The 22148-nt window shown below is 38.7% G+C and carries 24 protein-coding genes; 7 read left to right on the forward strand and 17 right to left on the reverse strand.

Annotated features, from left to right (window positions below):
* Nucleotides 1-36 precede the first annotated feature (36 nt).
* Nucleotides 37-1236 (reverse strand): Nramp family divalent metal transporter, encoded by a 1200-nt coding sequence (locus tag MTF67_RS13095; RefSeq protein WP_248519756.1) that lies wholly within the window; start codon nt 1234-1236, stop codon nt 37-39.
* Between the two features lie 282 nt (nt 1237-1518).
* Entirely contained in the window at nt 1519-2781 is a 1263-nt protein-coding gene (locus MTF67_RS13100) for a valine--pyruvate transaminase (protein WP_248519757.1), read from the reverse strand.
* A gap of 235 nt (nt 2782-3016) precedes the next feature.
* On the opposite strand from MTF67_RS13100, the gene MTF67_RS13105 reads away from it, so the two are divergent.
* Complete coding sequence (locus MTF67_RS13105) at nt 3017-4057, forward strand: endonuclease/exonuclease/phosphatase family protein (protein WP_248519771.1); 1041 nt, start codon at nt 3017-3019, stop codon at nt 4055-4057.
* Nucleotides 4058-4215: 158 nt separating this feature from the next.
* Entirely contained in the window at nt 4216-4635 is a 420-nt protein-coding gene (locus MTF67_RS13110) for an MAPEG family protein (RefSeq protein ID WP_243530687.1), read from the forward strand.
* Nucleotides 4636-4693: 58 nt separating this feature from the next.
* Here MTF67_RS13110 and MTF67_RS13115 read toward each other — a convergent pair whose 3' ends face one another.
* Together MTF67_RS13115 and MTF67_RS13120 are read right to left on the reverse strand one after the other, a co-directional pair.
* Nucleotides 4694-6541, reverse strand: a complete 1848-nt coding sequence (locus MTF67_RS13115) for an ABC transporter ATP-binding protein (RefSeq protein WP_248519758.1) — start codon at nt 6539-6541, stop codon at nt 4694-4696.
* Between the two features lie 141 nt (nt 6542-6682).
* Entirely contained in the window at nt 6683-7516 is an 834-nt protein-coding gene (locus MTF67_RS13120; RefSeq protein ID WP_010556402.1) for a hypothetical protein, read from the reverse strand.
* Nucleotides 7517-7801: 285 nt separating this feature from the next.
* Here MTF67_RS13120 and MTF67_RS13125 point away from each other — a divergent pair, with 285 nt between their 5' ends.
* A complete protein-coding gene (locus MTF67_RS13125) occupies nt 7802-8206 on the forward strand; it encodes a GFA family protein (RefSeq protein ID WP_248519759.1) in 405 nt (134 codons plus the stop codon).
* On the opposite strand, the gene MTF67_RS13130 is transcribed toward MTF67_RS13125, so the two are convergent.
* Nucleotides 8207-9010, reverse strand: coding sequence for a hypothetical protein (locus MTF67_RS13130; RefSeq protein WP_248519760.1), 804 nt, complete (start codon nt 9008-9010; stop codon nt 8207-8209).
* A 291-nt stretch (nt 9011-9301) separates the two neighbouring features.
* On the opposite strand from MTF67_RS13130, the gene MTF67_RS13135 reads away from it, so the two are divergent.
* From MTF67_RS13135 to MTF67_RS13145, 3 genes are all read left to right on the forward strand, one after another.
* Nucleotides 9302-9715, forward strand: coding sequence for a hypothetical protein (locus tag MTF67_RS13135; protein ID WP_248519761.1), 414 nt, complete (start codon nt 9302-9304; stop codon nt 9713-9715).
* 527 nt (nt 9716-10242) lie between these two features.
* Nucleotides 10243-11631, forward strand: coding sequence for a M28 family metallopeptidase (locus MTF67_RS13140; RefSeq protein ID WP_248519762.1), 1389 nt, complete (start codon nt 10243-10245; stop codon nt 11629-11631).
* A gap of 117 nt (nt 11632-11748) precedes the next feature.
* Nucleotides 11749-12192, forward strand: a complete 444-nt coding sequence (locus MTF67_RS13145) for a DUF4826 family protein (protein ID WP_006792842.1) — start codon at nt 11749-11751, stop codon at nt 12190-12192.
* Nucleotides 12193-12234: 42 nt separating this feature from the next.
* On the opposite strand, the gene MTF67_RS13150 is transcribed toward MTF67_RS13145, so the two are convergent.
* The 5 genes from MTF67_RS13150 to mnmA form a co-directional block, all read right to left on the reverse strand.
* Nucleotides 12235-12693: a GNAT family N-acetyltransferase gene (locus MTF67_RS13150; protein ID WP_039037102.1), complete on the reverse strand. Its 459-nt coding sequence runs from the start codon at nt 12691-12693 to the stop codon at nt 12235-12237.
* A gap of 16 nt (nt 12694-12709) precedes the next feature.
* Nucleotides 12710-13867, reverse strand: a complete 1158-nt coding sequence (locus tag MTF67_RS13155) for a cupin domain-containing protein (RefSeq protein ID WP_248519763.1) — start codon at nt 13865-13867, stop codon at nt 12710-12712.
* An 87-nt stretch (nt 13868-13954) separates the two neighbouring features.
* Nucleotides 13955-15325, reverse strand: coding sequence for an adenylosuccinate lyase (gene purB, locus MTF67_RS13160; RefSeq protein WP_006792839.1), 1371 nt, complete (start codon nt 15323-15325; stop codon nt 13955-13957).
* Between the two features lie 31 nt (nt 15326-15356).
* Nucleotides 15357-15959: a high frequency lysogenization protein HflD gene (gene hflD / locus MTF67_RS13165; RefSeq protein ID WP_006792838.1), complete on the reverse strand. Its 603-nt coding sequence runs from the start codon at nt 15957-15959 to the stop codon at nt 15357-15359.
* Complete coding sequence (mnmA, locus tag MTF67_RS13170) at nt 15959-17059, reverse strand: tRNA 2-thiouridine(34) synthase MnmA (protein WP_008127289.1); 1101 nt, start codon at nt 17057-17059, stop codon at nt 15959-15961. The genes hflD and mnmA overlap by 1 nt, the downstream gene beginning before the upstream one ends.
* Nucleotides 17060-17402: 343 nt before the next feature.
* Here mnmA and MTF67_RS13175 point away from each other — a divergent pair, with 343 nt between their 5' ends.
* The gene (locus MTF67_RS13175) at nt 17403-18674 is read left to right on the forward strand and encodes a sensor domain-containing diguanylate cyclase (protein WP_248519764.1); all 1272 of its coding nucleotides are present in this window, start codon (nt 17403-17405) and stop codon (nt 18672-18674) included.
* Nucleotides 18675-18686: 12 nt separating this feature from the next.
* On the opposite strand, the gene MTF67_RS13180 is transcribed toward MTF67_RS13175, so the two are convergent.
* The 7 genes from MTF67_RS13180 to MTF67_RS13210 are packed head-to-tail and all read right to left on the reverse strand — an operon-like array spanning nt 18687 to nt 21823.
* The gene (locus MTF67_RS13180) at nt 18687-19124 is read right to left on the reverse strand and encodes an NUDIX domain-containing protein (RefSeq protein ID WP_248519765.1); all 438 of its coding nucleotides are present in this window, start codon (nt 19122-19124) and stop codon (nt 18687-18689) included.
* Nucleotides 19117-19800 (reverse strand): pseudouridine synthase, encoded by a 684-nt coding sequence (locus tag MTF67_RS13185; RefSeq protein WP_248519766.1) that lies wholly within the window; start codon nt 19798-19800, stop codon nt 19117-19119. Before MTF67_RS13185 ends, MTF67_RS13180 begins: the two co-directional genes overlap by 8 nt.
* Nucleotides 19800-20129 carry a TusE/DsrC/DsvC family sulfur relay protein gene (locus MTF67_RS13190; RefSeq protein WP_006792832.1) on the reverse strand — a complete coding sequence of 110 codons (330 nt, stop codon included), beginning with the start codon at nt 20127-20129 and terminating at the stop codon, nt 19800-19802. The genes MTF67_RS13185 and MTF67_RS13190 overlap by 1 nt, the downstream gene beginning before the upstream one ends.
* 3 nt (nt 20130-20132) lie before the next feature.
* Nucleotides 20133-20399 carry a DsrH/TusB family sulfur metabolism protein gene (locus MTF67_RS13195; RefSeq protein ID WP_138740996.1) on the reverse strand — a complete coding sequence of 89 codons (267 nt, stop codon included), beginning with the start codon at nt 20397-20399 and terminating at the stop codon, nt 20133-20135.
* Entirely contained in the window at nt 20396-20752 is a 357-nt protein-coding gene (locus MTF67_RS13200) for a DsrE family protein (protein ID WP_008127297.1), read from the reverse strand. The genes MTF67_RS13195 and MTF67_RS13200 overlap by 4 nt, the downstream gene beginning before the upstream one ends.
* On the reverse strand, nt 20749-21102 hold the full coding sequence (gene tusD, locus MTF67_RS13205) for a sulfurtransferase complex subunit TusD (protein WP_248519767.1): 354 nt from the start codon (nt 21100-21102) through the stop codon (nt 20749-20751). Before tusD ends, MTF67_RS13200 begins: the two co-directional genes overlap by 4 nt.
* Before the next feature lie 55 nt (nt 21103-21157).
* Nucleotides 21158-21823 (reverse strand): Bax inhibitor-1/YccA family protein, encoded by a 666-nt coding sequence (locus tag MTF67_RS13210; protein ID WP_006792828.1) that lies wholly within the window; start codon nt 21821-21823, stop codon nt 21158-21160.
* Nucleotides 21824-22148: the final 325 nt, after the last annotated feature.

Below are 22148 nucleotides of genomic sequence, written 5' to 3' on the forward strand. Positions count from 1 at the left end.
TAAACAGCGGCTTTTTAAAACCCTTTTTATACTTTATTAAAAAACTAAACCAATGAGTTTGTAACTACTTAAGCCAAAAATAAGCATTAACACAGGTAGAGTAACTAGGTTTAAAATAAACGAGTTGGTAAATTTCCCCATGACCGATTTTTGATTTACTAACCACACTAAGTAAATAGTGATAACAGGAAGTAATAAACCATTAGCAGCTTGGGCAAATATTATAACCGCGACAGGGTCTAACCCAAGAGATGCTACCGCAGCACCAAATAATAAGATGATAATAGCAACGCTTTTAAAGCGAGTGCTTGCCATATCATTTGACCAACCTAACATACCACATACGGCATAAGCCCCAGCAAGCGGCGCGGTTATTGCGCTAGTTAACCCTGCGGCAAACAACCCTATAGCAAAAAAGTAATGGGCTGCATCACCTAGCAAGGGCTCTAGTTGTACTGCCATGTTTGCTGCGCTAATTTGCCCTGCGTTTGTTCCATAAAAAGCGACCGACGCGGTAGATAAAATAGCTAATGTGATTACACCGCCCAAAGTAATTGATAAGCCAGTATCAACATTGGTTTGCTTAATTACTTTTTGTAAGTCACTTTTGCTGTCGTGCTTAGCTGCTAAAACGCCAGAGTGCAAAAACAGGTTGTACGGTACTATGGTTGTACCAACCAACGCTAAAACAGTTGTTATTGAGCCTTCGGGTAAGCTTGGCGTAAAGCCTGACAATATATCACCCAGTGATGGTGAAGCCATGATCAATGTCGATATAAACACCAAGCTCATTAAAATCACTAATACTATAAGTGCGTTTTCTACCACTTTATGTTTGCCGCTATAAAGTAACCCGGCACTTAAAAAAGCAATTAGAGGGGTCCATATTTGCGGATTAACGTTTGGAAATATGCCAATTAATCCCATACTCGCGCCACTTAAATTACCCGCTTCGTATGCTGCACTACCAACACCTATGGCGCTGATCACTAAAAATATGGCTAACGATTTAAATAGCGGGGTTTGAATATTTGCCCTAAGTGCTTGCGCTAAGTCTTGGCCTGTTGCAACGCCAAGGCGTGCCGCCATTGATTGCAGTAATATAGTGGCAATAACTGAAAATAGTAATGTCCAAATAAGCGCAAAACCAAAGTTTGCGCCTGCCACACTGGCTGTGGTGATTGTACCTGGCCCAATGAAGGCAGCAGTGACGAGTAATCCTGGACCTAATCGCATAATTTACCTTAATAGTGTTATTGTATGTTGCTATTTAAAGTTACACCTAACGTTTAAAACCAATAATTATACGCGATGCCTGTTGTGTATTGCCGTCACTTAAAATAAGTACGGTGCAGCTATTGCCGCTTATTGACGGGTGCTTTTATGTAAGCATATGCTAAAAAAGGGCGGGTAGGATACCAATTTATATATAAATTTAAAGGGTATAGAACGCGTTTGCATAAACTTTAAACGAGTATTAGGCCATCAATCAAACTCATAATGACACTGTAAGTGTATTTACATTATGAGTGCTTTAATTGCTTCTAGGCCTTTTTTGAGCGTTGCTTCATCGGTGGCGTAATTAATACGCACGCATTGATGTTTGTGCTCCCAGCTATCTTCAATACCTATAAAAAAGTTGTGGCCAGGAATTATATACACATCTTGTTTTTTAAGTTTTTGGTAAAGCTGTTCGCTGGTTATTTTTGAATCTTTAAACCATAGCCACATAAAAAATGCGCCTTCTACCTTATGTAAATAAACCGGTAAGTCATCAAATATTTCATCAAATAGGCTAACAGCGACCTGTGCTTTATTTTTATAAAAAGGAAAAATGGTATTTTTACACAGAGGCAGTAGTTTATTGTCTTTGATTAAGCGGGTGACTAAGCTTGGCCCAAAACTATTAGGTGATAACACCATAGCGCCATTAACACGGCTAATTGCTTTAATAATCTCGTTATTGGCAACCACTATACCGGTGCGCAGGCCTGGCAAGCCCAGTTTTGAAAGTGACATACATAATATAATGTTTGAGTTCCAGGTTAGGTTTGCATCGGTATAAATACAGCCAGGGAATGGGTCGCCATAGGCGTTATCAATAATAAGGGGGATATTGTATTGCTTTGCGAGTAAATCTAGCTGATGAACTTCATCGTCGGTAATTACGTTACCCGTTGGGTTGGTAGGGCGCGACACACATAATGCGCTTATGCTGTTGTCGTTGGCAAGTACAGCCTTAACCGCATCAAAATCAATTACATATTTAAACTGTTTAGAGCCGTTTGGTGTATTTAGTATTTCTATTTCGGGTTTAATGGCCACAAACATATCGTCTGTTAAACCTTGGTCGGCATAGCCTACGTATTCTGGCGCAAGTGGAAAAAGTACTTTTTTATGGCTGCCATCAGCCATTTTGCCTGCAAATAGGTTAAATAAAATAAAAAAGTTAGCTTGGCTACCATTTCCTAATGCAATATTGCTCGCTGTTAAATTCCACGCATATTCTTGTGTTAACTGATTGGCAAGGGCTGCTCTAAACTCATCGTTACCCGTTGGGCCATCGTAAAGGCCCATTATTTGCGCTATTTTATTATTTTTTACTAAATGGTTTAGCTCGTTAATGAACGCTGTGTTTACTTGTGGCACAGAGGCGGGGTTGCCTCCGCCAAGCATCACTAAATTAGGGTTATTACTGTTTTTAGCATTACCAAGATCTTCCATTAGCTGTGTAATGCCATTGGGTTGAGTAAATTTGCTGCCAAAGTGTGAATAGTTCATAAAACCTAATACATTTAATAAATTAGGCAAAGAGTATAACGTAAAAAAACGGAGTAAATTTATAGATGAGAATAATTCACGACTTATGCATATGGCCTTCCTGCGTTATAATCGTTGCAGTATTAAATGTAGGTGTTTAGTTATCAATAACCCAAATAAAATAAACGACGACCCAGTCAACTTGCCCACAGAGCCTGTAATTAATAATACCGAGCTTAAAATAGCCACCTTTAATTTGTTTAACTACCTTGAACCACCTAACGCCTATTACGAATTTGAACGTATATACACCGCTGAGCAATGGGCAAGAAAACAGCGCTGGATCACCGAATACATAAACGAGCAGCAGCCCGATGTAATTGGTTTTCAGGAAATATTTAGTATTGAGTCACTTAAAGAATTAATGCTAAACCAAGGTTATAACCATTTTGCTGTAGTTGATAAACCCCATGTTATAGATGATTTTATTTTTAAGCACCCTGTTGTTGGTATTGCCTCTAAATACCCGATTGTTGATGTAATAGCGGTAGAGCATGATGAGGAACTAGCATGCTCACTTGGTTTAACACAGGCGTTTTCATTTAGTCGTAAGGTACTGAGGGCCACAATTACGTTACCTCACTTAGGAGATACAGATTGCTATGTAGTACACTTTAAATCTAAGCGGGGCATGCTTGAGGTAGACGAACACAATAAAGCGGTAACAGCCGAGCAAAACATTGTTGATATTTTAAAAGCGAATGTAGCAGGGAGTTGGGGCTCAACAATTCAACGTGGCAGCGAAGCGACTTTACTCATGATACAAATGATCACCCGACGAGAGGCGACTCTAAACCCCATGGTATTAATGGGCGATTTTAACAACGACCTTGCTGATGGTGTACTTAACCACCTGCTAACCAATACATTAAGGTTTGCGCCCGCAATGGATGCCAAAGCCTACCTAGCTAAGTACTGTTTGTATGACTCGTGGGCATTATTTGAAAAACTAGTAATTACCGCTGATAATGCTCAGCAAGCAAGTAACAGTGATGGTGAAAACACTGCTCAAACAGCACCACTAACGCGTAAAGCAACTCACTACTTTGGTACAAGCAGCTCAGTGCTTGATTATATTTTACTGTCGTGCGAGTTTGACCCAAGCTACGATGATAGTTTTTTTGAAGTAAGTAACCATAATACGTACGACAGGCATTTAATTAACCCCGAATATGAGCGAGACGACTTAACCACTGACCATGGCGTTGTGTGTATTACTTTAAACCTCAGAACTTAAAAAGCCCGTTGTAAAATGGCACTTGGTAATATGTAGTTATTACAAAAGTAATTTCCAACATATTGCAAGCTACTGAATAGATAGAGTTTTTATTTGGTATTTAATTTGCACAAGTAATGCAGCTTTAATTACTTAGTTTTAAAATAAAGGATTTAACAATGAATGACGTGTCTTTATCTGCTTATTTAGGGTTCTACTTTTACTTAATTATGCTGGTGGTGCAGTGGGGTGTTGCGACCTTTAGCAAGGCCAAGGAGCCCGGTGCAGTGCCGGGTAAAATTAGCGACGATTTATCGCACGATAGCTTTATATTTAGAGCGCACCGTACGTTTCAAAATACATTAGAAAATAGCGCATTATTTATAGGCACGGTGTTATTTGCATTTGTAATTAATTACCAAAGCGCAATTTTTGCAATGTGTGTGTGGGTGTATGTCGTTGCGCGTTTAATTCACATGATTTTATACTATGTGATTGCAACAGAGAAAAACCCAAGCCCGCGTACGTATTTCTTTTTAATTAGCTTTATTGCCAACATTGTGATGTTGGTACTAATAGGTTTTCGTTTGGTAGCTTAATAAATAAAAACCGACGTTTTAGTGTTAGTACTACTACGTCGGTTTTTTGTATTAAGTGTTATTCTACCCCAATAAATCCACCTGTTTGATGAGCCCAAAGGCCTGCATATATGCCCCCTTGTGCAATGAGTTCATCGTGTGAGCCTTGCTCAACGACGCCACCATTATCTAACACGATGAGTCTATCCATTTGTGCAATGGTAGACAGCCTATGCGCTATAGCGATAACCGTTTTTCCTGTCATTAAATCATCAAGGCTTGCTTGAATAGCCGCTTCAACTTCTGAATCAAGTGCACTGGTCGCTTCGTCTAAGATAAGAATAGGGGCATTTTTAAGTAACACTCGTGCAATGGCAATACGTTGGCGTTGACCGCCCGATAAAGTTACACCACGTTCGCCAACCTGTGCATCAAACCCTTTATTACCTTTTGAGTCTTCTAAATCGCTAATAAAATCGAGCGCTTTAGCCTGTTTTGCTGCATTTAACATTTCAGCTTCGGTTGCATCGGGGCGACCGTATAAAATATTATCTTTAACAGAGCGGTGAAGCAGGGAAGTGTCTTGCGTTACCATAGCAATATAGCGGCGAAGACTTTCTTGGCTTACGTCAGTAATATTTTGCCCGTCAATCTTAATTGTCCCAGAGTCGGTATCGTAAAAGCGCAGCAGTAGGTTAACAAGCGTTGATTTACCCGCGCCAGAGCGGCCAACTAAACCTATTTTTTCACCGGGTTTAATATTAAGATTTAACCCATTCATTACCGGGCCACGGTTAGTTTCGTTGGCGGCTTTGCCATAATTAAAATGTATATCTTTAAACTCAATACTGCCTTGAGTTACTTCAAGGGTGTTTGCGTTTGGTTTATCGTCTACTTTTATTGGGTTTGATAATGTTTTCATACCATCGGTTGCGGTGCCAATATTTTCAAACAGGCTGCTTATTTCCCACATGATCCACTGCGCCATACCGTTTAACCTAAGCGATAAACTAACTGCAACGGCTATAGCGCCAGCGCTAATTGCACTCATTGACCATAAATAAAGCGATAATGCGGCAACACTAAATACCAACAAATAGTTAAGCGTATTAATAGCAAAGTTAAGGCTGGTTACTAAGCGCATTTGTTTATATACGGGTTGTAAAAATACATCCATGCTTTGCTTGGCGTACTGCTCTTCGCGTTGTGTGTACGAAAAAAGTTTAATAGTTGAAATGTTAGTGTAGCTATCAACAATACGGCCCGTCATTTCTGATCGCGCATCGGCTTGTGAGCTGGCAATTTTTTTAAGTTTAGGCACAAAGTAAACCTGTATTGAAGCATACAAGGCAAGCCATACAAGCAAAGGGATCATCAAGCGCCAGTCAGCTTCAGCCACTAAAAACACCATAGCGCCAAAATAAACCACTATGTACATAAGTACATCAAGCAGTTTCATTACCGCCTCGCGAACAGCTAAAGACGTTTGCATTACTTTGGTAGCAATGCGCCCTGCAAATTCATTTTGGTAAAAACTTACACTTTGGCGTAATAAATACCGATGCGCTGACCAGCGAATCGACATAGGGTAATTACCCAATAAGGCTTGATGCAAAATAGCGGCGTGAAAAAACACCACAATAGGCAAAACGACTAACAGCATAACAGCCATTTTTATCAGTTCAGTTTTTTGCTCTACAAATAGGGTTTGTGGTGTATGGGTACTTAGCCAATCAACTAATTGGCCCATATAACTAAACAACGATACTTCTAAAATAGCTAACAGCGCAGCACTTATCGACATAAGCACTAACGAGAGCTCCATACCCTTAGTGTAATGGCGGCAAAACGCAAATAAAGTAGAAGGCGGCTGAGTGGGTTTTTCCTCAGGAAATGCGTTGGTCATTCTTTCAAAGAGTCGATACATTTTAAAAACTTAAATAGCAAATAATGTGAAGTATCATACCATTTAAGTATTTTTAAATGCAGTTTTGTATTAACTAACATGAGCTTTAGTTGAGAGATTTTATATCTAAAATTCAGGTTAGTTATTACTTATACAGGCTTTTTATCTAACTGGGTTTGAAAGGTTGATGCCTCGGCTCATATATAAGTCGTCGTATTTTAAACCGCCGTTACCATAGGGCTTTTTAGCCGGCCCAGTATTTGCATTTGCCAAAAAGTAAATAAGTGGTTGTTCACGCTTCATTCTAAATTTTGCATTTTTATACACGAGTGTTTGCGTTGTAAACTCACCGCCTAGAACATACACATTATATTGTTGGCCTTGCATTTTTGTCGGCGCGTTATTCACTACATACCAGATGCTGTACCATTGATTTGTGTTAAGGGGCTTTGCTGATTGGGCGGCGTTGTAGTTTTGAATATTGCTGTAACCTTTATCTGTTTTGACCATTAAAGCGCCATCGTTTTTAAATCCATTCGACTCGGCTTTGTCTGTTACACGTAAGGTAGGTTCAAACGCATTGTAACCATGCTTTTTAATTTCATTGGGTTGTAAGTTACTTAAGCCAAAAGCGTGATTGTTAGGAAACGCTTCTACATTTATGCGCGTAAAAAATGTATAGGTTTCTCCCACTTCAACTACTTTTGGTAGCTTAGTAAAACTCAGTGCTTTTCGATTACCAATAATGCCTTCGGCGGCTGGTTTTTTTAATAAGTAATGATTTGAGGATTCAGCCTCTCGTGAAATTTTTGTCACTTGTGGGTTGGCTATGTATGGATTGGTTTGATTGTCTGTATCAGCTTTTTGCCATGTTAGCGTTTGCGTTTCAAAATTATCGATTAACAGCCATTGATTTGTGGAAGGGTGTTGGTGATTTTGGCTGCATGCTACTAACGTGATTAACCACATTGGCAGAAGAACGTTTTTATAGCGCATTGTTTACTCTTTATTTAATTGTTATTGATAGCATAAACAGGAATAAATTGTTATTGGTAATAACTTATTGTTGAATAACTTAAATTGCACATTACCAAATTACGGTTTATTTATAACCAATAACTGATTTATTGTAAACCAAAATAATTTAACGCGCTTAAGTTTAAGCAAAAGCTATATAAATTTTGTAGTCGCGCCCTGTAAATAACTAAAACTTATTCATTTCAAATAACTTTATAGTTAACATACGCCTGTGCTTATTTTTGAAATTAATAAGGAAGTGTTATGTATTTAGGCTCTTGTTTGTGTGGAAAAGTAAATGTGAAAATTACAGGCAATATTACCAGTATTATTCACTGTCACTGTTCTTTGTGTAGAAAAAATAGCGGAACAGCATTTGCTACAAATGGTTTTGTAAACGCTGATGAGTTTTTAATCACTCAAGGGCAAGACTCATTAAGTGGATACTCGTTTAAACCCGGTAGAACACGGTATTTTTGTGCCTGCTGTGGTTCGCCTATTTATAGCGAAAATACCAGTGATAAAAGCCGTTTTCGTATTCGATTAGGTTTACTGGATTCAGATATTGCAGAAAAACCTATATCTCATAATTTTGTTACATCAAAAGCGAATTGGGAACAGTTAGAAACCAGTTTGCCTTGCTATGAAAAGCATGAACCCGGTCGTTAATTAAAAAGATTCAATGTGGTAAATATGATTAATATCTTGATATAAATTGGGAGCAAGATGTTTAAAAACGTCAGAATCTTGAATATTGTCGACGCTAATGTGTTTTAGTGAGCTAGGGCTTAAAACAATAACAATGTTTTTATACTCATTAAATTCAACAAGTGCGATTGCTTTAAAGTACTTTCTTAACAAGGCCAACAACAGCTGTAACTCTTGACCTGTTTTAGGGTTTAAGTTGAGTGTTATTTGACTGCTTGAATTGCAACAGCGCGTCACGTTTTGCCAAAAAAGAGCGCTGTTTAAAAATGGCTGGTGGTACTCTCCACTGAATATGTCGATGGTGATCACATCGTATTTAATTTTACATTGCTGAATAAATTGCTCTGCTGACTGTAAAAATACAGAGTGTGGTTTTGGCAAATAAAAATGTGTTTGTGCAATTTCAACCACATCAGGGGTAATTTCAACGGTGTTAAAGGTGTGTAGAGTATTTAAAAATTTTGTTTTATTGAATAGATAATAGATAACTCGCTCTACGCCCGCGGTTCCCAACCCTAAATTGAGCATTTTAAGATTGGTTACCGGTTTTAATAAAAACAGCAGCATGCTTTGATTTACAGGTACCAAAACTTGCTCTGCGTTGCTTTTACTCATTACGCCCTGAATAACAGCATCTTGTTCACATTTTTCGTCAAGTGTTAACCAACGGTATTGCGCGTTTTCATAAACATAGATAGGACCTAGCGTGGTTTGCTTAAATTGTACAAGGTTACATTTTAACGTTTCATTTTTTAACTGGCGCATACTCTTACTTTTTAAATTGACTACTTAAACGGAACTCTGATTAAGTGATTTACTAACGTGTTAAATCATGATGATAATTAAATTTTACTAGTCTGGGACTTTTAATAAAAACAAGGCGAATTTACCGGCAATAGGTGCTTGGATCGCTCTATTATCCAGAGTCTAAGTTTCTTAGTTTGGCACGAAAATAAAAAGTTTACTTAAGTTATTTGGTTATAAGTTTATTGATTTGCTTTACCGTGTAGTATTTTGGTTTAAATTAAATCATTTAAGATTTTCAAGGAGAGAAAAATGGGATTAATTTTAGGCCCTGTGCTGTTAATTTGGCTCGCTATTTTTATTTACTCAATTCGACTCGGTTATTTGCTTATTTATAAAAATATGGCATTAGAGATCACGCTAATTACTTTCACCGTTGCTTTAGTTGGTGCTATTGCCTTTGTATTTTATGGTTACAGGCAATTTATAAATGAAACGTCGTTGTGGGCATTTGAAATACCCAGCTATTTTGTATTCAACAACTTTGCAATATTCACTGTTGTTTTGGCTTTATGTTTACATCTTTTTTCTACTAGCGTGCAAACAAGTACAGCCGTTAATTGTGTGGTGTTTATACTTTTATTTATGTTTTCTGCTGGGGTGTTACTAAGTGTGGGGTTACATGACCGTTTTATAGGTTATAACAATATCCAACTTACTCATTAATTCAAGGGTAGAAAATGAGATCGTTTATTTGCGCTGTACATTTTGTGTGTGCTCAATGGTTGAAAAAAGTTGACCCAAATAATACGCACACGGGGCACAAGGCGAGTGTCCTAATCGGTATGGTGCTATCTATTTATATTGGTTTATTTGCTCTTTTCTTTTGTTTTGATTATGTAAAATTACTTACTGATTCCGTTAGAAATAATTTAATCGTGTTCAGTACACTTTATTTAGCGTTAATTTTAGGGGGTATGCATTTAGCGTTGGGTAACGCTGTGGAATATAAAAGCAGAGTTCGTGCAAGGTTGAATACAACAGTGCTTAGGCATTACACGCTTGGGTTAAAACTTTGGATATTTGGTCTGCTACCTTACTTTATAGCTTTGGTAACTATTTTTATATTGAACTCGAATTAGTACTCTTCTTTTCTGCGCTTTAGCGTGCTTATTTTCGTATCTACCTCAAATTAATTGCGATATACAAATACATAGGTAATTGTAAACCAATATAAATAAGGAGCTACATAAATGCTTAAACCATCAATTAAATTATTAAAGCTAAGCATGCTTGCGTTTGCTTGCTCAGCATCAAGTGGCGTTATTGCGGCTGATATGCAATATAAAGATCAACAAAATCTGCATGATATTGCGGCAAGTGTGTCAGCAGAGCGAATTGGCAGCGATATTCAAACGCTGGTGGACTTTGGTACACGCCATACACTTTCAGAGACTAAATCTGACACTCGAGGTATTGGTGCTGCTCGACGTTGGATTAAAGCTGAGTTTGAAAAAATATCCGCACAATGTGGTGGTTGCCTAGAGATTATTGAGGTATCAGACACTATTTCAGGCGAAAAACGCATACCTGATCCTGTTGAGGTGGTAAATATTGTTGCTATTCAGCGCGGCAGTACTGAACCAAATAGAATGGTAATGATGTCGGGTGATATAGACTCACGTGTAAGCGATGTAATGGATTTTACTAGTGACTCTCCTGGCGCTAATGATAATGCATCGGGTGTCGCTGGTGTTATTGAAGCGGCACGCGTACTGAGTAAATATAAATTTAATGGCTCTGTGGTTTACGCTGCGTTATCAGGGGAAGAGCAGGGGTTATTTGGTGGTAAAATTTTAACCGCGCATGCTCAAAAGAATAACTGGCAAGTACATGGTGTTTTAAATAATGACATGATTGGCAATATTACCGGTATAAATGGAGTGACTGACAACACAACCGCACGTATTTTTTCAGAAGGTACACGTGTTGTTGAAACAAAAGCACAGGCTCGTACTCGTCGATTTACGGGTGGTGAGGTTGACTCTGCAAGTAGAAATTTAGCCCGTTATATTGATACTGTTGCAGATAGGTACATCCCCAACCTTGATACAATGCTTGTTTACAGGCTAGACAGGTTTGCACGAGGCGGGCACCATCGTCCATTTAACGATGCTGGGTTTGCAGCAGTGCGCATAATGGAAACAAACGAGCATTATGATCGTCAACACCAAGACCTACGAACAGAAAATGGCATTGCATATGGCGATACGATTGACGGGGTTGATTTTGATTATGCAGCTAAACTAACGTCACTCAATGCGGTAACTATGGCATCTATGGCTTGGGCTCCAGCCCCTCCTAAAGACGTTAAAATTACTGGCGCAGTAAAGGCTAGTACTTCGTTTTCGTGGCAAAAAAGTAACGATGACACAATTGCCGGTTATAAAATATATTGGCGTTACACAAGCGAGCCGCAATGGCAGTTTAGTAAATACGTGGGTAATGTTGCTGATTTCACACTTGAGAATGTAGTAATAGACAATTATTACTTTGGTATTTCATCTGTTAGTCATGATGGTTTTGAGTCGCCCGTTGTGTTCCCTGGGGATGTTGGTTCGTTTGACCATAATATAAAATAGCAATTTGTATAAAAACAAAGCAGTCAGAGTTTTTAAAGTGCAAGCAGCCTGTTTTATGCTTGCACCTTATTTACTAAGACCTTACAGTGTTTAAAAAGAAGTAATAAGGTCATTACAATGGAACAACAACAAAAACAATTAACACCTGAAGAGCAAGCACTAGCTGAGCAACAACGTGTTGCATGGCAACGTGGATGTTTTCAAACAGCACAAAAGTATTTAGCAGAAAAAGGCATTATGCCTAAATCAGTAGTTGAGCAAGACAGCAGATTTTTAGCCCCTATTTGCGCCATGTGGAAATTTAAAGCGCAAAACGGAAAAACGTATTGGGTTGTTACAGGGCAATTACCAACAGACCATGCTGAAGTGGGTGCAGCGTCAGATGCGCGTGATGCTATGCGTTATTTTTCATTGCAATGGCAGTTAAAAGCAGACCAGATAATGAGTGCGGGCGCACGAGATAAAACACAGGCAGACTTTGCTAACCTATTAGTGAAAAGAGCACATGGCCTTTACGAGTTATACGATAACGATAAACTGTGGGCTCACGAACCAAAATAATCCAAAAAGGGTAATCAAGCTTTGATTACCCTTACAATTTAATTAATGAACTAGTGTGAAAGGTGTTGTATCAGCACACCTAACCGGGCATTTCATTCTTTGCCTAGGTATACCTGCCTCCATAAACACATTACCCTGTTTTATAAAGCCGTTACGTTTAAATCGTTCAACTTCGTGTAGAACACAATTAACGCTAATTGATTCAATACCTTGTTCTACTGCTATGTCAAAAATATAATTAAGTAACGAGCAGTAAACATTTCGGTTTCTGTGATCAGGCAGTACAGCTAAGCGTCCAATTAAGCCGTCATTACACAGGCGGGCTGTTGCGACGGGACAAAAGCTGTCGTCTGTAACAAGCACATGCAAAGCTAATTTATCGAGGTTATCGAATTCAACTCGTTTAGGGATATGTAATTCGTAAACAAATACACGCTCCCTTATTTGTTGTAACTCATTTTTTTGTCGATCCCATTCAACTTTGTTTATACGATAACCCACAATTGCCTCCTACTTGTTACTCTTGGTTTGCGTTAAACCAAATGCCTTCATTAACAAGTATAGTAAACATTTGAACAAAAACTAGACTATTTTGAGCGTTAGCTAATTCATTAGTATTAAACTCGGTTTCGTCCGTTAGTAATTTTACTGCTGCTATGTCCCCGATAGGAAGAGTGAAATTGTCACCATTAATACTTACTAAAAGCTCATTTTCACACAGCTGATAAATTGCTCGTGTTCCACCTACACGTTCAAAAATAGTATCTGGCTCTGCCAATTCGTTTGCTATTTGATCTTGGGTAAAAGCAGGTTCTACTGGTGCCAAGTCCATTTCATGTTTGGGTTGGCTTAAGGTTTTGCCAAGCCATTGCTTGAATAGACCATCATCTTCTAGCATTGAGGCGATAAGATGCTTAACCTTTTCAGCTTCATTATTTGTAAGCTCACCTTTTGAGGCTCTTGTAACTAAGTTGTGGTCTGTGTAGCGTTTTTGACCGCTTTCAGTATCAATAACATGATCGGCAAAGCTTGATAGTAAATCTTGCTGATTTGGTGCTCTAAATCCAACAGAGTAATTAAGTGCATTTTCAACCGCGTAGCCTTCATGCGGGCAGCCTGGTGGAATATATAAAATATCACCGGGCTCTAAAATGCAGTCTATGACTGCTTCAAAGGCTTCAACTTGCAATAATTTTTTATTTTGAGCAAATTGCTTAAGGGTTGGGTCGGGTAGGCCAACTCGCCAATGACGCTTTCCTTCACCTTGAATAATGAAAACATCGTATTGATCTAAATGTGGGCCAACACCACCATTAGGGGTGGAAAAGCTGATCATTAAATCATCAATGCGCCAGTTAGGGATAAATCTGAACGGTTCTAGCAGCTGGGCTGCCTCTGGATGCCAGTGGTCGACTGCTTGCACTAATAACGTTGAATTTTCCTCTGTGAGTAAATCAAAGTCCTCGAATGGCCCTTGATGGGTTTGCCAGTCGTTATTGTGATTTGTAACAATACGCGATTCAATAGCGTCTTCCATTGCTAAGCCAGCAAGTTCGTTTGCATCAAGTGGATCTTCAAAGTGACTAAACCCTTGTTTGATCAAAAGAGGTTTTTTTTGCCAAAAGTGGGTTAAAAATTCTTGTTCAGATAAATCGTTTATTTTTAATTGATACATACGTTTGCCTGCCGGTACTTACCTTGCATTTAATACAAAAAAAGCGAAAGGATAACCCTTTCGCTTTTTGATAGTGGTGATTAATAGTTAAACTAAATCATCAATAAATTCAACCGCACGGCCAATGTAATTAGCCGGTGTTAGTTTTTTCATTTCTACTTTAGCAACTTCAGGAAGATCTAAACCATCGATGAAGTCAGCCATTATTTCTTGATTTACGCGCTTTCCACGGGTTAAATCTTTAAGTTTTTCGTATGGCTTTTCAATGCCGTATTTACGCATAACTGTTTGAATAGGCTCAGCGAGCAATTCCCAGTTTTGGTCTAGCTCTTCAAGTAAACGTGGTTCGTTAACTTCAAGCTTGCTAACACCTTTAAGCGTTGATTGATATGCAATAAGCGCATAACCCATACCCACACCAAGGTTACGTAGCACTGTCGAATCAGTAAGATCACGCTGCCAGCGAGATACAGGCAGTTTTTGTGCAAGGTGTGCAAAAATTGCATTTGCTAAACCTAAGTTACCTTCTGAGTTTTCAAAATCAATAGGGTTAACTTTATGTGGCATAGTTGATGAGCCAATTTCGCCAGCAATGGTTTTTTGCTTAAAGTGGTTAAGGGCAATGTAACCCCAAACATCACGGTCAAAATCAAGCAAAATAGTATTAAAACGTGCAATTGCATCAAATAATTCTGCAATGTAATCATGTGGTTCAATTTGTGTGGTAAACGGGTTCAATGTTAAACCTAGGCTCGATACAAACTTATCTGCATGAGTATGCCAGTCGTAATCTGGATAAGCGCTAAGGTGAGCATTATAGTTACCAACAGCGCCATTTACTTTACCAAGCATTTCTACTTGCGCAATTTGATCGCGTTGACGCTTTAAACGCATGTATACGTTTGCAAACTCTTTACCCATAGTTGATGGTGTAGCAGGTTGTCCGTGCGTACGAGTCATCATTGGCACTGCTTTATACTCAATAGCTTTTTCTTTGATGGCGTTGAGTAATTGGTCACAGTATGGCAGTAATACGCTGTCACGTGCTTCAGTTAACATTAAACCATGTGATAGGTTGTTAATGTCTTCTGAGGTACATGCAAAGTGAATAAATTCGTTAATAGCATGTAGCTCTGCGTTATCAGCTACTTTTTCCTTTAAAAGGTATTCAACAGCTTTAACGTCGTGGTTAGTTGTTCGTTCAATATCCTTAACGCGCTGCGCGTCGGCTTCACTGAAGTTATCAACAATAGCGTTTAAAAGTGCATTTGCCTGGTCGCTAAATGCGGGCACTTCTTTAATGTCGCTTGCTGCAGCTAACGCTTGCAACCAACGCACTTCAACAATTACACGGTATTTAATTAATCCAAATTCGCTGAAAATACTGCGTAGTTCAGTGGTTTTGCTGCCGTAGCGACCATCAACTGGCGAGATAGCCGTTAACGCTGAAAGCTCCATAATAACTCCTAAATTTTTGTTTGAACGATAATTAAATTTTTGCTTTAGCAATGGCGATTATTTTTCTTTTTGCAAAGAAAAAATGACGGCGTTTACCGCCCATTTGTCGCCACAATACTGCACTTCTGATGCCGGCAAGTAGTAATGCGCGGATTTTATTTTGAGTGAGTTGCTGTTTTAATAACTCGGGTTTACCATAAACCTGTATTCGGTGCCCAAGGGGGCTTAGCACCGACGAGTATATATCTGCCAAACCGGCAACAACGGTGTCATCGGTTATAGCAAAATGGTCTAAACGACGATGAATATCATCAATACGTTTACCTAATTCGTTTAAGCTTTTGTCGTTTGCGCTAAGTGCTCGCTCAAGCTGCATTAAGCCACCCACATATTTTACAATCTCAACGTCTTTCTGAGCGCCCGCTGATAGCTGTTCCATCAACGTTTTGTAGCCATCTCGTAAATTGTGAGTGCCTTGATATACATCTTCGGGTGATGCTGGCGATGTTTGTACAATACTAGAAAGTAATATGTCTAAATCGTGTTCATTATTACTGCCGTATTGCGCTATTTTTTGTACTTGTTTAGCGGCTTGGCACATAGCGGCAAGCGCCATAACTTGGTGTTCATTCATTACTTGATCACCGAGTCAATAATACCGCCGCCTAAACAAACTTCTTGCGCATAAAATACTGCAGACTGACCTGGTGTAACCGCTTTTTGAGGTTCATCAAATAATACACGGGCCATACCGTCATCACCAACAAGCAAAGTACAGTTTATATCTTCTTGACGGTAACGTGTTTTAACTGTGCAACGCGTTGTTCCTTTTGGACCTACACGGTCTACCCAGTGAAGTTGGTTAGCATTTAAACCATTACTATATAGGCGAGGGTGGTCTTTACCCTGGCCAACAATAAGTACGTTACGCTCGACATCTTTGTCTACAACGTACCAAGGTTCGCCTGAGCCTTCTTTCATACCCCCAATTAATAAGCCTTTTCGTTGGCCAAGTGTGTGGTACATTAAGCCTTCGTGCTCGCCAACGTTATTACCATCAGTGTCTTCTATAACACCTGGTTGGGCAGGTAAAAACTTTTGTAAAAAGTCTTTAAACTTACGTTCACCAATAAAACAAATGCCAGTGCTGTCTTTTTTGTCATGTGTAATTAAATCTTGCTCTTCAGCAATACGGCGCACTTCTGGCTTGGCGATATCGCCCACAGGGAATAGCGTTTGAGCAATGTGTTCATGACTTAAAGTGTATAAAAAGTAACTCTGGTCTTTGTTGTTATCTAAACCACGGCACATTACATATTTGTCGTCCCGAAGCTCACGACGCACATAATGGCCTGTCGCAATAAAGTCAGCTCCGAGTGCTTGTGCAGCAAATTCTAGGAAGGCTTTAAATTTGATTTCCTTATTACACATAATATCGGGGTTAGGCGTGCGGCCTGCTTTGTACTCTTCTAAAAAGTATTCAAATACGTTATCCCAATATTCAGCTGCAAAGTTAACAGTATGAAGTTCGATACCTAACTTGTCACACACGGCTTGCGCATCTTTTAGGTCTTCTGCAGCGGCACAGTACTCGTCATTGTCGTCTTCTTCCCAGTTCTTCATAAACAGGCCTTCTACTTGGTAGCCCTGTTGTTGTAACAAATATGCAGATACTGAAGAATCAACACCGCCGGACATGCCAACGATGACTTTAATGTGACTATTTTCGCTCATGAATAATTTCGCTTATACAGATTACTGTTAACTTGGAAAGGCCGCGATTATAGCATGTATTTTGTTTGCGCTTAAAGAGACTAACAAGGCAAACCTTACAATTAGTGAGTAATTTATTAATATAATAAATAGCTAAGATACCTAAGGCGCTTACATAACATTTTTTTGATAAAAGTTGATTCTAATTCTACGCTTAACGTACAGAACAAAATACGAGCCATATGTTAAAAATTAATAATAAGTTCTTTAAAAGTGATTAGAGTATATATACACTCATTAATAATAAAGTTTGATGGGTTAGCCCATTCAATAAGCTGTAAAATATAATCAATGGAATGAATATATGAATCACGCATACAAAATTAATAAAATTAGATCGTTTGTAGAACAAAACAAACACCAAGTAAATCTCATCTCAAATAAGCTTTTAATCATAAACCTGCAAGAATTAAAAAAGTCAGCCTACCATCTTTTTTATGAACTAATAAAACTCAAGCATGCTCAGCAAGCGCAATCCCATCACCAAATCTGTGATTTGTTTAATTTAATTAAAAACACTACAGAAGTGCTTAGCCTCGAAATGAAGCTTTTAGATAAATTAGAACACTGGTGGCTAGAATGGTATTTTGCTTTACAAATGCATGAACAATTGAGCGCTGAAAGTAAAGAAATGCCGATGAGCTTTTTATCACGCAGTACCTTAAACCCAATGCGAAAACATGAGATAAGTCACTATGCTAAATTATTTTCAGTGCTCCCTATCCCAGTGTGTAATGTGTGTAGCAAAACCGGTGATATTCTTAGGGTAAACCAACGTTTTGTAGATGTGTTTGGTTATACTGTTGAGGATGTGCCTAACCTACATGCATGGTGGAAAAAGGCCTACCCAGATCCGCACTATAGAGTGCAAGCTCAAAATTTATGGTCTGAAGCTTTGAAAAAAGCGAAAAGTAGTAATGACGATATACCTGCCAATAACTACACAGTTGCACGTAGTGATGGCACTCAAGTGGTTATGGAGGTATCGGGCATAAAAATAGGCGAAGAATTTTTAGCCGTATTTAAAGATGCAACCGAGCGAATAGAGGCTGAGGATATTTTAAGGGATATGGCGTTTTTGGACTCATTAACCAAAATTGCCAACAGACGTCGATTTGATGAAAAACTTGCTCATGAATTTGATAAAGCTAAGGAGTGTGAAGGGGCAATATCGTTAATAATTATTGATGTTGATTTTTTTAAACAGTTTAACGACCGTTACGGACATTTGGCTGGGGATTCTTGCTTATATGAAGTGGCTCAAACTATTGCATCGACAGTAAATCGTCCTGAAGACTTTGTTGCCAGATATGGTGGTGAAGAGTTTGTTGTATTGCTCCCTGATACTGATAAGGAAGGTGCATTATTTATTGCTGAGCAAATACAAAAGGCCGTTGAAGCTTTAGCAATTGTGCATGAGGATACCTACAGTGGCTTTTTGTCAGTGAGCATGGGCGTTAACTCAACGGCTAGTTCCCAAGACGATAAGGTAAGCTTTGTTAAAGGAGCCGACAACGCACTGTATTATGCAAAAGAGCAAGGCAGAAACTGTATTGCATTGCACTCCAAAAGCTAGATTAATTTTTTATTAGTTGTAAATAGTATCTAGGCTTAATAGCGGACGCGTCACCGCGTCATCAATGCACTTTTGAACGAGCGGACTTCGCAGTGGTAAAGATTTAACTTTCTCTAGGTTAAACCAATGGGCACTTATAATATCATCATCAATAGGGTTGAGTTGTTGGTTGGTGCCACTAGCATCAAATAAAAAACAAAACCTTAGGTAATGAACGCCGTTGTCAGCGTACAAGTTATACACACCTAAAAAGCCTGTAGGGGTGAGCGATAAACCTGTTTCTTCATATAATTCGCGGCTTGCTGCTTGAGCTAGTGTTTCGTTCTTTTCTAAATGACCAGCCGGTTGATTGTAACAAATTTGATTAGTAAGTTTATCGCGCTCTTTTACTAATAAGTATTCGTTATGATTTTTAACTATTGCGGCTACTGTTACATTTGGTTTATGCATTAACGCTACCCTTAATGATTTTATATTCACCATTATTAATGTCGTCTAAAGTGTAATTACCTATGCTGTAACGAATTAGTCTAAGAGTAGGGTGACCAATATGAGCTGTCATTCGGCGAACTTGTCTATTTTTACCTTCATTAATGGTAATACTGAGCCATGTGGTAGGTATCGACTTTCGTTCACGTACAGGGGGAGTACGTTGCCAAATGTTAGGCTCTTCTATCATTTTTACATTAGCAGGCAGTGTGAGCCCATCTTTAAGCTCAACGCCTTTACACAAAGCTTGTATTGACTCAGTCGAAGGCTCACCTTCTACTTGAACCCAGTACGTTTTATTGGTTTTTTTATTAGGTGCTGTTAATGTATTTTGTAGTTTCCCGCAGTTTGTGAGCAGCAATAAACCTTCGCTATCGCGGTCTAACCGTCCTGCAGCATATACATCTTTGATAGGAATAAATTCAGCTAGCGTCTTTCTGTCTGCATCGTCTGTAAATTGACAAAGCACATCAAATGGCTTGTTAAAAAGTACAATTTTTTTGTCTTTAGCGTCTATTTGAGGTTTTATTTCTCTTTTGTTTGTAGGCTTTTTAATTGCACTTCTAGAATACGTGCGACCCGTATTACGCTTGGTTGAGGAAGCGGGGGGTTGCTTGTTACTCGATTTACTTCTCATTAAATACACCTTGCTGGTTTTGGTAATCCAGCAATTTTTGTGGCTTGTTTAGCTGGGCCTTTTGGAAACAATTTATAAAGGTAAATACTATTACCTTTATCTTCTCCGAGTGCTTTGGCCATGGCTTTTACTAGCATGCGGATGGCTGGACTTGTGTTGTATTCAAGATAAAATTCGCGGACGAAGTTAATCACTTCCCAGTGTTGTTCGCTAAGCGATATGTTTTCTTGCTCTGCAATAATGGGGGCTAGTTGCTTAGACCATTGTGTATGGTCGAGTAAATAACCTTGCTTATCTGTGTCTATTGTTTGTTGGTTAAATTCAAGCATGGGTTACCAAGTAATTAATTGCGTAGAGGTTAAAGTAAGAGCCACAAACTCGTCATAGCTAATGGCAGTGTCGTTATTTGATAGCTTAATTGCACGAACGAGTGCGTCCTCTTCAAGTACCAAGAGGGTGTCTGAAAATTGTTTAAATTGTTTATTAGCAAAGCATGCGTCACCTAAAAGCAATATACGGTCATCAGCACAAATTAAGTTTTCTAGCTGGTTAGCAGAATAGTAATTTAATGGTTTTGAAAAAATATGTAGTGTGCTCATAAGGTCACCACGTGATGTTGTTTTTTGATAAGTGTTTGTTGTTCACCAAATGTAACCGCGTGCGCGTCTATGAGTAAATCAGTTTTACTTAGGCCATAATCAAGGAGCGATTTTTCACATACATAGATGTTTTCTACGTCATAAACTTCTAGCGTTTTTATGTTTTTAAAAAAATCTTTAATACCTATGGTGGAAGGGGTTTGATTCTTTTTTAATGCTAAAACGGCGGGGCCACTAAATAACCAGCTTATGTTTTGATCGACAGCTGCAAATATTAACGTCATATCGAGGGCATCTCGCAGGTTAAGATCATCAAATGGGCTACTTTGACTCATTACTAATACATTAATCATTTAAATTGCACCCATTTATCAGCGTCGCTTACAAGCATTGCGAATTCAGCTAAACCTGCAACAGAAAATACGCCTGTGTTTGACGTATCTAAGCCTCTTTTTTCTGCCGCGGTTACACACAGCATAAGATTAACATTTTGACTTGATAGCGCCTGCCATAATGCGCTAATTTGAAGCTCGTCAGAGGCTAAGTCAAAATGTGTTGATGCATGATAAACGCCTTGCTGATACAAAAATATTGCGTCTATGGTGTGCCCTTGAGATAAACACGCATTAGCAAACTTAATTATGCGTTGGCTGGTGTCGTGATCTGATGGTGGTGTGTGTAATGAAAGAACAAATCGTGCCAAAACAATTCCAATAAAAAAGCCCCAATAAAGGGGCTATTTTAACAGAACTATTTAATTAGTCATCACTTGCGCCAAGTAGGTGCAGTAGTGAAGTAAATAGATTGTACACATTTAGGTATAAAGATACTGTAGCGCGAATGTAGTTAGTTTCTCCGCCGTTAATAATGCGGCTTGTATCAAATAAAATTAAGCCAGACATAATTAATACAACCGCAGCGTTAAGCACCATAAACATTAAAGAACTACCGATGAATATGTTAACAATGCTTGCAACAATAACCACAATTAGGCCAACCGTTAAAAAGCCGCCCATAAAAGAGAAGTCTTTTTTGGTGTTGAGCGCATATGCAGATAGACCAAAGAAAATAAGTGCTGTTGAACCAAGAGCTTGCATTATAAGCATTGGGCCATTAGGCATGGCAGCGTAATGGTTTAACATTGGACCTAAACCAGCCCCCATTAAACCTGTGAAAGCAAATACCCAAAATACACCCGATGCGGTGTCAGCTTTTTTGTTTACAACAAATAATAAACCAAACGAAACCAGTGTGAACACAATTCCCATAAAGTAAGGTAATTGTAGTGCCATTGAGATACCGGCAGTCACTGCACTAAATGCAAGTGTCATCGCAAGTAAAAAGTAGGTGTTTTTAAGTACCTTGTTTGTTTCAATGGTAGACATTACCGGTTTAGCGGTATTGTACGATTGATTAAACGCCATTGTAGAGCTCCTTTAAGTGAAACGTGTGTTTCGATAATTTAACTAAAATTAGATTACCAACTCTTATATGTTTGGGCAAACCTTTGTGGATCAATAGACATTAATTTTTTAATTAAAGTTCATTTAACCACCAAAAAGAAAGTTTTTGTTTTATCTTTGAACAAATTAATTGTTTTTTAAGCACTTAAGCAATTTTTTTAAAAAAAAGCTTCACAAAGCCAACGGGTTTCCCTATTATGCAGGCCGTGCGGAGAGATGGCAGAGTGGTCGAATGCACCGGTCTTGAAAACCGGCATAGGTTTGTAGCCTATCTAGGGTTCAAATC

It is taken from the genome of Pseudoalteromonas sp. 2CM32C (assembly GCF_023161925.1).
GTDB lineage: Bacteria > Pseudomonadota > Gammaproteobacteria > Enterobacterales > Alteromonadaceae > Pseudoalteromonas > Pseudoalteromonas marina.

Coding starts and splice junctions, on each gene's coding strand:
- MTF67_RS13095 (WP_248519756.1), bottom strand. CDS start 1,236: ATGCGATTAGGTCCAGGATTACTCGTCACTGCTGCCTTCATTGGGCCA.
- MTF67_RS13100 (WP_248519757.1), bottom strand. CDS start 2,781: ATGAACTATTCACACTTTGGCAGCAAATTTACTCAACCCAATGGCATT.
- MTF67_RS13110 (WP_243530687.1), top strand. CDS start 4,216: ATGAATGACGTGTCTTTATCTGCTTATTTAGGGTTCTACTTTTACTTA.
- MTF67_RS13115 (WP_248519758.1), bottom strand. CDS start 6,541: ATGTATCGACTCTTTGAAAGAATGACCAACGCATTTCCTGAGGAAAAA.
- MTF67_RS13120 (WP_010556402.1), bottom strand. CDS start 7,516: ATGCGCTATAAAAACGTTCTTCTGCCAATGTGGTTAATCACGTTAGTA.
- MTF67_RS13125 (WP_248519759.1), top strand. CDS start 7,802: ATGTATTTAGGCTCTTGTTTGTGTGGAAAAGTAAATGTGAAAATTACA.
- MTF67_RS13130 (WP_248519760.1), bottom strand. CDS start 9,010: ATGCGCCAGTTAAAAAATGAAACGTTAAAATGTAACCTTGTACAATTT.
- MTF67_RS13135 (WP_248519761.1), top strand. CDS start 9,302: ATGGGATTAATTTTAGGCCCTGTGCTGTTAATTTGGCTCGCTATTTTT.
- MTF67_RS13140 (WP_248519762.1), top strand. CDS start 10,243: ATGCTTAAACCATCAATTAAATTATTAAAGCTAAGCATGCTTGCGTTT.
- MTF67_RS13145 (WP_006792842.1), top strand. CDS start 11,749: ATGGAACAACAACAAAAACAATTAACACCTGAAGAGCAAGCACTAGCT.
- MTF67_RS13155 (WP_248519763.1), bottom strand. CDS start 13,867: ATGTATCAATTAAAAATAAACGATTTATCTGAACAAGAATTTTTAACC.
- purB (WP_006792839.1), bottom strand. CDS start 15,325: ATGGAGCTTTCAGCGTTAACGGCTATCTCGCCAGTTGATGGTCGCTAC.
- hflD (WP_006792838.1), bottom strand. CDS start 15,959: ATGAATGAACACCAAGTTATGGCGCTTGCCGCTATGTGCCAAGCCGCT.
- mnmA (WP_008127289.1), bottom strand. CDS start 17,059: ATGAGCGAAAATAGTCACATTAAAGTCATCGTTGGCATGTCCGGCGGT.
- MTF67_RS13175 (WP_248519764.1), top strand. CDS start 17,403: ATGAATCACGCATACAAAATTAATAAAATTAGATCGTTTGTAGAACAA.
- MTF67_RS13180 (WP_248519765.1), bottom strand. CDS start 19,124: ATGCATAAACCAAATGTAACAGTAGCCGCAATAGTTAAAAATCATAAC.
- MTF67_RS13185 (WP_248519766.1), bottom strand. CDS start 19,800: ATGAGAAGTAAATCGAGTAACAAGCAACCCCCCGCTTCCTCAACCAAG.
- MTF67_RS13190 (WP_006792832.1), bottom strand. CDS start 20,129: ATGCTTGAATTTAACCAACAAACAATAGACACAGATAAGCAAGGTTAT.
- MTF67_RS13195 (WP_138740996.1), bottom strand. CDS start 20,399: ATGAGCACACTACATATTTTTTCAAAACCATTAAATTACTATTCTGCT.
- MTF67_RS13200 (WP_008127297.1), bottom strand. CDS start 20,752: ATGATTAATGTATTAGTAATGAGTCAAAGTAGCCCATTTGATGATCTT.
- MTF67_RS13210 (WP_006792828.1), bottom strand. CDS start 21,823: ATGGCGTTTAATCAATCGTACAATACCGCTAAACCGGTAATGTCTACC.